Source organism: Streptomyces sp. HSW2009, from assembly GCF_040240285.1.
Classification (GTDB): Bacteria; Actinomycetota; Actinomycetes; order Streptomycetales; family Streptomycetaceae; genus Streptomyces.
On record NZ_JBEHZD010000247.1, the window covers coordinates 1 to 10,946 of the forward strand.

Genomic DNA, 10,946 nt, shown 5'->3' on the forward strand with positions numbered 1-10,946 from the left:
GGGGGGCGGGGGGGGGGGGGGGGGGGGGGGGGGGGGGGGGGGGGGCGGGCCGGGGGGGGGGCGGGGGGGGCCCCCCCCCCGGGGGGGGGGGCCCCCCTCCGGGACAGGGCCGACCGGCCCTGTGGTTGAGCTCACTGAGGTCTACCTCACGCTCTCGGCGGACCCACCCGGACGGCGGGACCGCTCGGCCTACGGGAGTTGCCGGGCAGCCGGCCGCCCACGAGGCGGCGCGGCGTGCCCACGACCCGTGGACACGGGTCAGACAGCGGCGGGCTCGCGCTCCTCGGACTCCGCCACGACGCCGGCCACCCGACGCAGCTTCTTCATCGGGCCGAGCTCGCTCTCGTACACCTTCTTGACGCCGTCACCGAGCGACTCCTCGATGGTGCGGATGTCGCGCACCAGGCGCTGGAGGCCCTGCGGCTCCACCGAAGCGGCCTGGTCCGAGCCCCACATGGCGCGGTCGAGGGTGATGTGACGCTCCACGAAGGTGGCGCCGAGCGCGACCGCGGCGAGCGTGGTCTGGAGGCCCGTCTCGTGGCCGGAGTAGCCGATCGGCACGTTGGGGTACTCGGCCTGGAGGGTGTTGATCACCCGCAGGTTGAGCTCCTCGGCCTTGGCCGGGTAGGTGGAGGTGGCGTGGCAGAGCAGGATGTTCTCGCTGCCCAGCACCTCGACCGCGTGCCGGATCTGCTTCGGCGTGGACATGCCCGTCGAGAGGATGATCGTGCGGCCGGTGGCGCGCAGCGACCGCAGCAGCTCGTCATCGGTCAGCGACGCGGAGGCCACCTTGTGCGCCGGGACGTTGAACTTCTCCAGGAAGGCAACGGCCTCGGTGTCCCACGGGGAGGCGAACCAGTCGATGCCCCGCTTCTTGCAGTGCTCGTCGATCTGCCGGTACTCGTCCTCGCCGAACTCGACGCGGTGCCGGTAGTCGATGTACGTCATCCGGCCCCAGGGGGTGTCGCGCTCGATGTCCCACTGGTCGCGCGGGGTGCAGATCTCCGGGGTGCGCTTCTGGAACTTGACCGCGTCACAGCCGGCGTCGGCGGCGACGTCGATCAGCTTGAACGCGTTCTCCAGGTCACCGTTGTGGTTGATGCCGATCTCACCGGTGACGTAGACCGGCTGGCCGGGCCCCGCGGTCTTGGCGCCGAGGGTGCGGAGGCGGGTGGAGCTCATGAAGACAGTTCCTTTCCAAGAATCCACGAGGCGATCTCGCGGATCGCACCGTCTCCTCCGGGGGTGGAGGTGACCGCGCGTGCGGCGCCACGTACGACGTCGTGCGCACCTGCGACCGCCACGGGCCAGCCGACGAGGCCGAAACACGGGAGGTCGTTGACGTCGTTGCCGACATAGAGCACGCGCTCGGGCGCGATGCCCTGCTCCTCGCACCACTGCTTCAGTGCGAGGTCCTTGCGGTCGATGCCGTGGAGTACGGGCACCTGCAACTTGCGGGCCCGTGCGGCGACGACCGGGTTTTGCTCCGTGGACAGGATCAGCAGCGGGATGCCCGCTCGGCGCATCGCCGCGATCCCGAGCCCGTCACCGCGGTGTACGGCGACGAGTTCGCGTCCTTCGGAGTCGATCAGCACCCTGTCGTCCGTCTGGGTGCCGTCGAAGTCGATGACCACCGCGTCGATGTCGTCGCGGGTGGGCAGGTGGGTGGGGAGGTACCCGGGGCGGCCCTGCGCGCCGGGCCCGTCCAGGAGCGGCGCGAGGGCGCGGGCCCGCTCCAGGTCGTGCGGGTCGTCGATCTCCAGGACCCGCGCGGCGTCGGTCCGCACCAGCGCGGTGTGGCCGAAGAAGCGGTGCTTGTGGTCGCGGAAGCCGGCCGCGCGCATCGCGTACGCGGCGCCCGTCTCCAGCAGGTCCTGCGGCCGGTCCTGGCGGCGCGGGCGGAACGACTTGTCGTGGTTGACGCCGAAGCCGCCGCTGGCCCCGCCGGTGGAGGCGCCGACGGCCGCGCCGGACGCACCGTCGGCCGGCTCCTCGTCCGCGTCGCGCCAGATGAAGCCGTGGAAGGGGGCGACGGTCAGCGCACTGTCGGCGCCGCCGTCGACGATCGCGCCGACCACGCCGTCGATGTCCTCGCGGGTGATGAATGGGCTGGTGCACTGCACGAGGAGGACGACCTCGGTGCTGCCGGGCCCGTCGTGCTCCGCCTCGTGCTGGTCCATGGCGTGCAGCACGGCCGCCTCGCTGGTGGCGGTGTCGCCGGCGATGGCGGTGGGGCGCTGGATGACGTCGGCGCCGGCGCCGCGGGCCGCGGCGGCGATGCTCGGGTCGTCGGTGGAGACCACCACGTCGGTGACGAGTCGGCTGGCGCGGCACTCGCGGACCGCGCGGGCCACCAGCGGCACCCCGCCGACGGCCGCCAGGTTCTTGGCGGGCACGCCCTTGGAGCCGCCGCGGGCGGGGATCACCGCGAGCACCCGGCCGCCGGCGGGCCGGTCCGCGCCGCGGCCCTCGGTCGACGTGCTTGCGCCCGGCGCGCTGGCGCGGCCTACGGGCTCCGAGGTGGACATGGCGGCTCCTGACTCGTGGCGCTGCGCGCCTGGTGGTTCGTGGCGCTGGGCGCCTGAGTGGGTGGGGCTCGTCTGCGGCGCGGCCGGCCGGTCCCGCGGCGGCCCGGCCGAGACGATGGCGGGCTCTGCCGGCCCGGCGTTCGGGGCGGCGGCCCCGGCGGGCGCCTGCTGGTCGGGCCCGGACGTCACAGTTCCCCCATGCGGCGGATGACGGGGGCGACCCGCTGCACGCCGTGCCGGTAGGCGCCGCGCGCCGCCTCGCGCATCGTGTTGCGCACCACGCGCTTGAGCCCGGAGGCGTCCTCCGGCTCGACGGTGACGCCGGGCCGCGGGCTGCCGTCGGCCTGGAAGCCGTAGCGGTTCAGGATGCGCGGCAGGTAGCCGGGCGCGGTGACGGCCGTGTAGTACGGGGTGACCGGCGGCAGCGGCGGGCCGGTGATCAGATCGGTGAGCCGTTCGCGGACGGCGTCGAAGGCGTGCTCGTACGCGCCGTCCGCTGCGGCCACGCCCTGCCGGGCCACCCACTGCGGGTCGGCGGTGGGGCGGTAGCCGGTGTCGAGCTGGTCCCAGGAGGCCAGGCAGCCCGAGCCGATGAAGTGGTGGTTGCCGAGCACCTCGCGCACGCCGAGGTCGGTGAGGACGGCGGTGGGGATGCCGCGGTGCAGCGATTCGAGGGCGGCCGTCGAGCTGACGGTCACCAGCAGGTCGGCCCCGTCGAGCACCTCGCCCATGTGCCCGTAGACCAGCCGGAAGTTGCTGGGCAGCGCGTCCGCGTGCTTCTCGGCGAGCTTCTGGTAGGGCAGCTCTTCGATGTGCGTGGTGTGCTCGCCCGGCTTGCTGCGGAGCTTGACCAGCACCTCGCGGTCGGCGTGCTTGCGGGCGTGCTCGACGGCGCGGCGCAGCAGGTACGCGCGGTCGGCGCGGTTGTCGGGCACCGAGGGCTGGACGGCGAAGACGACGGTGCCGCCGGTGTAGGGCCGCCGGGTGCGGGCGGTCTCGTCGTAGCTGTCGCCGCCCAGGAAGGGCAGCGCGCATTCGACGACCACGCCCGGGGCGGCGCCCACGCCGCGGTAGACCTCGCGGAACCGCTCGGCGTCGTAGCGGCTGTTGGCCAGCACGATGTCGGCGCCGTTGCGCAGCAGCAGGCCGTCGGCGAGCTTCTCGTAGACGACGCCCACGTAGCCGGTGATGAGGACGGGGCGGTGTGGCGCGTTGCGCAGCGCGTGGCCGATGCCGTGCAGGACGGCCTGGACGCCGCCGCCCACGCAGGAGAGCACCACGGCGTCGTAGTGCTCGCGCTCTATCGCGTGGATGAACTCGATGCCCGTGACCTCACGCATTGCGTCCGCGTGCACGCCGACCTCGGACAACTGCCGGGCGGTGGGGGTCGCGCGTCCTCGCAGCAGGTAGCCGTCCAGACGGTGGTCGGGGGCTACGCGATGTGCAGTGAGCGCGCCCCACTTCCACCGGGTGTCGGAATCTGCGAGCACGGCCACGCGGGGCTGGGAATTGGTACGGGTGGGCACGTCGCTGACGCTAGGAAGGGTTTGCGAGTCACGGCCCAACTCCGGCGCAACAAACGGTTAACAGCATGTCGACGGTTAGCGAACCCGGCCGCCGGAGCAGCGGGTTAACCATTCCGACTTCCTTCGTTCACCTTCTCGTATGCCATAGGTCAAGACGAATGCCGGGCGGACACCTACCGTCACCCGGGTGGTTAAGCTCTCCGTCATCGTGCCGTTCTACAACGTGCAGACCTACGCACCAGACACCTTGAGAAGTCTGCGCGCCAACGCGCGGGAGGACTTCGAATTCATTCTCGTCGACGACTGTTCACAGGACGGGACCCCGGAACTCCTGGAACGCGCCGAGCGCGACCTGCCAGGGGCGGTCCTCATCCGGCACGAACAGAACGGCGGGCTCGCCACCGCACGCAATACGGGGCTGGACGCGGCCCGCGGCGAGTACATCACCTTCCTGGACGGTGACGACTGGCTCGCGCACGGCTACTTCGAGCAAGTCCTCTCCGCCATGGAGGAGTTGGGCTGCGACTTCGTCCGCACCGACCACGTCCAGGTCACCAACCGGTCGCGCTCCATCCACCGGGTACCGGTCGGCATGCGCAACACGGTCCTCAACCCGCGGGACGTGATCCTGCCCTCCGACCGGTCCACCTCCGTGGACTACGCGTTCGCCTGGGCCGGGATGTACCACCGCAGACTGCTGGACGACGGCCTGCTGCATTTCACGCACGGACTGCGGACCGCAGAGGACCGCCCGTGGATCTGGAAACTGCACCGCGAAGCGAAGACTTTTGCGGTACTCGGCCTGCTCGGCGTCTTCTACCGGCGCGGCGTCGCCTCCTCGCTCACCCAGATCGGCGATGTGCGGCAGCTCGACTTCATTCGCGCATTCGACCAGGTCATCGAGGAAACCGCGCGGGACAGGGAAGCCGCCAGACTTCTCCCGAAGGCCGTCCGCACGTATTGTGCGATTATTTCCCACCACCTTGGTGGCATCGAAAGGTTTGAACCGGCCGTGGCACGTAAGTTGCGCACCATGAGCGCGGCGGCGATGAAGCGGATGCCGCAGCAGGTGCTGGACGAGGCGCTGGACGCCATGGACTACGACCGCGCCGCGCGGCTGCGCAAGCTGCGCCGCCGCCCCGTCGGCCCGGAGGTCGCGGCCTGATGAGCACCCGCAACCGCACCCAGATCTTCTTCGCGTCCACGCTGTACGGCGCCGCGACGCTGGCCGCCGCCATCGACGCGGACTGCTTCGACGAGGCCGACCGCAGGCTGCTCCTGGTGAGCAACAACGCGGGCATCCCGGAGACCACGCCCGGCCTGGATGAAATGCCCGGCTTCGAGGTGCTGCGCTCCCGTTTCGACGGCGTTCTGTCGTGGAACGAGACGATCCGCCCGTTCCACCCTGGCGGCTGGTCCCCGCGCGGCGACGACGCCCCGCTGTGGGAGCGCCATCTGCGGCTGCTGTGGGGGCTCGGCGACGACGATGTCGAGATCGTCCTCGAATCGATCCAGGTCAACCCGGCCCTCGCGCTCGCCAGGCTGTTCCCCAACTCTCCGCTGGATGTGTACGCGGACGGCCTGATGAGCTACGGGCCCACCCGGAACAAGCTCTCCCCCCTGGTCGGCACCCGGGTGCGCCGGTTGCTCCACCTGGACCTGGTGCCGGGGCTCAAGCCGCTGTTGCTGACCGAGTTCGGGGTACCGTCCGAAATCGTGCCCACCGACCGGTTCACCAAGGTGCTCGCCGAGATCGCCGGGGTCTCCCCCGAGGTCACGGTGCCGGACGCGACGCCCGGCGCCGCAGGTCCCGCGCTGCTCCTTGGCCAGTACCTGTCGGCGCTGGACATCCTCACCCCGCAAGAGGAAGAGGAACTGCACGTCCGGATGTTGCGCGGGGTGGTCAGGCTCGGGCACCGCGAGGTGGTCTTCAAGCCGCACCCGACCGCGCCGGCCCGCTGGTCGCACCTGCTCGAACAGGAGGCGAGCACCCTCGGCGCCGAGCTGACCGTGGTGGACTCGCCGGTGCTGGCCGAGGTGCTCTACCAGCGCACCCGCCCGGCCCTGGTCGTCGGCTGCTTCTCCACCGCGCTGATCACCGCGAGCGCCCTGTACGGCCTGCCCGTCGCCCGTACCGGCACCGACCTGCTGCTTGAGCGGCTGACCCCGTACCAGAACAGCAACCGCATGCCGGTGACCATCGTCGACGCGCTGCTGCCCGACCTGGAGGACCGGGCGGCGGTCCAGGCATGGACGGCGCCGCCCGGGGACCGCGCCGGCAAGGAGCTGACCGGCCTGGTCACGGCCGTCGGCTTCGCCATGCAGGCGAAGATCTACCCGGACCTGCGGCCCGCGGCCGAGCGCTACCTGTCCGCCAAGCTCAACGCCCACACCTGGCGCTACTTCAAGCGCCGCCGGCTCACCGCGCTCGGCCTGCCCGGGGCGGTGCCGTCGCACCTGTCGTTCCTGCCGCGCAATCCGACGGTGCGCAAGGTGGCCCGCAGGGCCCGCGCCGTCCAGCGCCAGATCAAGAAAAGGGCAGCCTTCGGATGACGGTCCCGAGTACGGCACCGGGGCCGCTCCCCGATGCCGTGACCTCCACACCCCCGGCCGACGCGCCGGGGGTGCCCGACGCTCCGCCCGCGCTGGAGGGCAAGCCGCCCGGCCAGCGCCCGCCGGCCCGGCTGCGCGCCCTGGACGGGCTGCGGCTCGTGGCGGCGCTCATGGTCGCCTGTTACCACTACGGCGGGCGCGACGGTGAGATCGCCAAGGCTTGGGGCACCTCCCCGTCGAACCACTTCCCGACCATGTCGGAGTGGTTCGCGTACGGCTGCCTCGGCGTGCAGATCTTCTTCGTGATCAGCGGCTTCGTGATCTGTATGAGCGGCTGGGGCCGTCCGCTGAAGGACTTCTTCGCCTCCCGCGTCTCGCGCCTGTTCCCCGCCTACTGGGCGGCGATCATCCTGGTCACGCTGGTCTTCGCGCTGCCGGCGGTGGCGTTCGCGACCGTCTCGCCCAGCGACACGCTGGTCAACTTCACGATGTTGCAGCAGCCGCTGGGCGCCGATCGGGTGCTCGGCGTGTGTTGGACGCTCTGGGCCGAGCTGCGGTTCTACGCGCTGTTCGCGCTGTTCGTGGTGTTGCCCGGGGCGAGCCGGCACCGGGTGGTGCTGTTCTGCGCGGTGTGGACGCTGGCCGCCGCCATGGCCGACGCGGCCGACCAGCCGCTGCTTGATGTCGTGCTGATGCCGGAGTACGCGCCGTTCTTCATCGGTGGCATCGGCCTCTATCTGGTGCATCGTTTCGGCAGTGACGCACTGTCCTGGGGAATCGTCGGAGTCAGCTTCCTGATAGGACAGCGGTACGCGGTGGACGAGCTCTGGCACCCCCAGAACCCGGACTTCTTCTCGTACCGCCACACCTCGGTCATCATCGGCATCGTCGCGCTGGGCTACCTGGCCGTCGCACTGGTCGCCCTGGGCAAGCTGAACTGGGCCAACTGGCGCTGGCTGACCGTCGCCGGCGCGCTGACCTACCCCTTCTACCTGGTCCACGAACACCTGGGCTGGGTCGTGGTGGACACGCTGCACCAGGATCTGGACGTCCCGCCACACGCGACGTTCGGCCTCACCATCCTGGCCATGCTGATACTGGCCTGGCTGCTGAACAAGCTGGTGGAAAACCCACTGACCCCGGTCCTCAGGCGGTCCATTACCGGCAAGCGAAAGCGGTAGCGGACAGCGGGGGCCGGGGCTGTCGTTTTCCCCGGCGACCGGCTCACACGCGGTGGGCAGTTCCCATGCAGGGCGGGCAGTTCCCGCACGGTGGGTGGTTCCCGCACGGTGGGTGGTTCCCTGACAGCAGGCAGGGCCCGTACGGCCTGCGGCAGACGAAGCCGATGAACGGCCCGGGACGCACGATGCGTCCCGGGCCGTTTCTGCGTCGGGGCGTCACGGTGTGGCCGTCAATTCCAGCCCAGCAAGTAGGTGACTCCGGCATCCGAGGTTTCGGCGATTTTGACCGGGTGGGCCCCCGTGCGCAGTTGCTGGCGGTAGACCTCGACCTTGCCGGCCCGTTCCGCGAGAAAGGCGATCTGTTTCTTGTCGGGTGACGGGACGGCGCCATAGGAGGGCGCGCCGGTCCCGATCGGCAGGGGCTCGACGTCTCGGACGATCTCCAGGTCGGCGGTGAATCTCACCCGTAGGATGCCCGCGTTTTTCTTCCCGGCGCCGGAGCAGATCAGATCGCGGTTGCTGAGCCAGAATTCCGGCGCGCAGTCGGGCACTTCCGCGCTGCCGCGGGGAATCTCCGGGCCCTCGCCGCCATAGTCCACGCTCCGGCTCAGCGGAGTTCCCACGGTGTGTTGGGCGCCGTGTTCGCGGAGTTGGAGCTGGTTCCAAATGGGGTTGTGCTCGGCGATGTAACCGCCCGTGGGGTGCACGGCGGACTCGTCCATGTCGGAGTCCTCGTCACGCCAGGCGACGCCCCCGCCGAAGGACACCTCGCTCAGCGGCCCGCCATCGGCGTCGACGGCCGGGCCGCGGTCCCTGGCGTCCTTGGCGGGGCTGAGCGGAGGCCGACTCCGCAGCCGGCCCCGGCCGTCGACGTACCAGAGGTCGCCGTCGTGGAAGACCGGATAGCTGTCCTGCGGCGGATCGGGCAGGGCCTGGTCGTCGGCGCCCGGGCCGACGGGGAGCCCGGTGCGCACGTCGAAGGCGACCGCCTGTCGGCCGGTGTTCGCCGGGCCGGTCATGCGCCCGGCCATCAGGCTGTAGTCCTCGTTGAACATCTGCCGCAGCGCCGACGAGGAGGGGTAGCCGTCGCCGCCGTCGTGGCAGGCGTAGGAGCCGCCCGGGTTCGCGTCCGCCGGCATGTCGCCCGAAGCTGAGGTGATGAGGCTGCCGTCGCGGACGGAGACCGCGCTGAGGGAAATGCCGGTTCTCGTGGCGCAATTGAGGAGAAGCACGGTATCCGGGACCCGAAAGTCTTCCGGTTTCCCCTGGGTCCGGGGCTTTTGCTGCTCGGGGCCGGCCGCCGGGGAATTCGCCGAGCTGTCGCAGCCCACTAGGCAGGAGAGTGCGATGAGGGCGAGAAGAGCGGTGTAGAGGGAGGGAGTTCGTCGTCGGAGAATGAGCCCCATGGGTTCTCCTAGCGTCGCCGACCGGGCGTTGCCGTACCTCGGGTGTCGTACCTCGGATTCGTACGAGAGAGCGCCACTGTAGCCGCCCCCGACCCCGGCCAACCAGGCGGCAGTTGGCCGCCGGGCTGATGCCTGGTACGCCGAATCCTTTCCGCTGGAGTGCGACCCCATTCGGCAATGCGATCCGCGCGGTACACCGATGTCGCGCTACGGACACCTTCCCCGCACGTTCCTTTCCCTCCGTCCCCATTTCGTACGATCCGGTGCCGGGTTCGCGCGTTCTGATACCGGGTTCGCATGATGCGGTGCCGGGTTCGTACGATCCGGTGCTGGGTTCGTATGACCCGGTGCCGGGTGCCGTCCCGAATCGCCGCATTCTCCGTGCGGGCGGCGGGTCAGATGTAGGGGTGGGGTTGGCGGCCGAGTCGGGCGTGCCAGTCGTGTTCGAGGATGGCGTACTGCACGATGTCGTGCCAGGTGCCGTTCGCGTACCCGTGGTGCCGCAGCAGGCCCTCGCGCGTCATGCCGACCGTCGCCGCGATGCGCTGACCTGCCGTGTTGGTCGGCAGGAACCCCGCCCACATGCGGTGCAGACCGAGCCGGCCGAACCCCAACAGGCCCAGCAGGTAACCGACGTCCATGCCGTGGCCGAGGCTGGCCTGGTCGGCGCGGAAGGCCACCCCGACCTCGGCGCTGCGGTGCCCGGTGCGGACGAGCGGGTCCGGCGTCGACCGGTCGAGCACCAGCTTGGCCGTGCCGATCAACTCGTCCGTGTCGACCCTGCTGACGCCGAGCCGGTAGTGGGTGCGGGGCCGGTGCCGGGAGGTGGCGACGGCGTGCTCGACGAGCGCCACTGCGTCGAAGCGTTGCAGGGGACGCGTCCCGAAGGCGTGGCTGGTCCCGGGGTCGCTGAAGACTGCGAGCACCGCGTCCACGTCGGTGGGGTGCAGTTCGCGCAGCCGGAACCTGTTGCCCTCGACCAGGACCGCGCGCGGCCCCCGCGGCGGCGGCTCGCTCGGGGCGCGCGGTGCGCGATGGGTGCCCGCCTGTTCGGGTACGGGCAGCGGGCGTCCGCCGTCGGGGACGGCAGCGTGCTCCGGGTCGGCGGCGCGCGCCGGCGGCACGGTGCTCGCGGCGCTGGCGCCTCGGAAGTGGGGCGCGCCCCATCCGGCGCCCGTCGCCGGCGCGCCTGAGGTGTCGATGCGGGGTGCGCCCGGGCCGGGGGTGGTGGCGCCGGGCGTGCCGGGGCCGGGGGGGCCCGCGGCGGGGGTGGTGGTGCCGATGCCCGGTGCGGGCTGGTCGTCGGGGCGGTGCTCGCGCGGCGGGTCCTGACTCTGGCCCAAGCTCTGGCCCTGGTCGTGGCGCTGCCCCTGGCCCTGGCCTTCCGGCTGGCCGCTGCCGTCATCCGCGGCGCGGGCGTGGTCAGGGTCGTGCTCGGGGTGGGGGTCGCGGGGCTTGGCAAGGTCGTGGCCGGGGTTGGGGGCCGGGTGCTGGTCGCGGTCGCGGTCGCGGTCGCGCTGAGAGCGTGGGTGACGGGGGGCGTCCCGGTCACGGCCCTGGTCCGCGCCGTGCGCGCGTTCTTCTCGTTCGCTCATCGCCGGCCTCCCGCGCGGCGCCCCGCCCGGGCCCGGCGGCTGCGGGTCGCCCCCGGCCGGCCGGGCCGCCCCGGTGGGGGGGGCGGGGGGCCGGGGGCGGGGGGGCGCCGGGGGCCGGCGGGGGGGGGGGGGGGGCGCGGGGGGGCGGGGGGGGGGG

Annotated in this window: 8 protein-coding genes; 3 read left to right on the plus strand and 5 right to left on the minus strand. The window is 71.8% G+C overall.

The genetic code is table 11. The features are described from left to right. Positions 1–258 precede the first annotated feature (258 nt). From AAHZ94_RS18910 to AAHZ94_RS18920, 3 genes are all read right to left on the minus strand, one after another. Positions 259–1,182, minus strand: a complete 924-nt coding sequence (locus AAHZ94_RS18910) for an N-acetylneuraminate synthase family protein (protein WP_349994141.1) — start codon at positions 1,180–1,182, stop codon at positions 259–261. After that, positions 1,179–2,528 carry a cytidylyltransferase domain-containing protein gene (locus AAHZ94_RS18915; protein ID WP_349994142.1) on the minus strand — a complete coding sequence of 450 codons (1,350 nt, stop codon included), beginning with the start codon at positions 2,526–2,528 and terminating at the stop codon, positions 1,179–1,181. The genes AAHZ94_RS18910 and AAHZ94_RS18915 overlap by 4 nt, the downstream gene beginning before the upstream one ends. 185 nt (positions 2,529–2,713) lie before the next feature. Then, on the minus strand, positions 2,714–4,054 hold the full coding sequence (locus AAHZ94_RS18920) for a DUF6716 putative glycosyltransferase (protein WP_502964713.1): 1,341 nt from the start codon (positions 4,052–4,054) through the stop codon (positions 2,714–2,716). 187 nt (positions 4,055–4,241) lie between these two features. Here AAHZ94_RS18920 and AAHZ94_RS18925 point away from each other — a divergent pair, with 187 nt between their 5' ends. From AAHZ94_RS18925 to AAHZ94_RS18935, 3 genes are read left to right on the plus strand one after another with little or no spacing between them, the layout of a single operon-like run. After that, a complete protein-coding gene (locus AAHZ94_RS18925; protein WP_349994143.1) occupies positions 4,242–5,219 on the plus strand; it encodes a glycosyltransferase family 2 protein in 978 nt (325 codons plus the stop codon). Further along, positions 5,219–6,607 carry a polysialyltransferase family glycosyltransferase gene (locus AAHZ94_RS18930; RefSeq protein ID WP_349994144.1) on the plus strand — a complete coding sequence of 463 codons (1,389 nt, stop codon included), beginning with the start codon at positions 5,219–5,221 and terminating at the stop codon, positions 6,605–6,607. Before AAHZ94_RS18925 ends, AAHZ94_RS18930 begins: the two co-directional genes overlap by 1 nt. Continuing rightward, positions 6,604–7,788 (plus strand): acyltransferase family protein, encoded by a 1,185-nt coding sequence (locus AAHZ94_RS18935; RefSeq protein WP_502964714.1) that lies wholly within the window; start codon positions 6,604–6,606, stop codon positions 7,786–7,788. The genes AAHZ94_RS18930 and AAHZ94_RS18935 overlap by 4 nt, the downstream gene beginning before the upstream one ends. A gap of 230 nt (positions 7,789–8,018) precedes the next feature. Here the strand turns inward: AAHZ94_RS18935 and AAHZ94_RS18940 are convergent, their stop codons facing one another. Next, a complete protein-coding gene (locus AAHZ94_RS18940; RefSeq protein ID WP_349994145.1) occupies positions 8,019–9,020 on the minus strand; it encodes a hypothetical protein in 1,002 nt (333 codons plus the stop codon). Between the two features lie 569 nt (positions 9,021–9,589). After that, positions 9,590–10,789 (minus strand): GNAT family N-acetyltransferase, encoded by a 1,200-nt coding sequence (locus AAHZ94_RS18945; RefSeq protein ID WP_349994146.1) that lies wholly within the window; start codon positions 10,787–10,789, stop codon positions 9,590–9,592. Positions 10,790–10,946 lie beyond the last annotated feature (157 nt).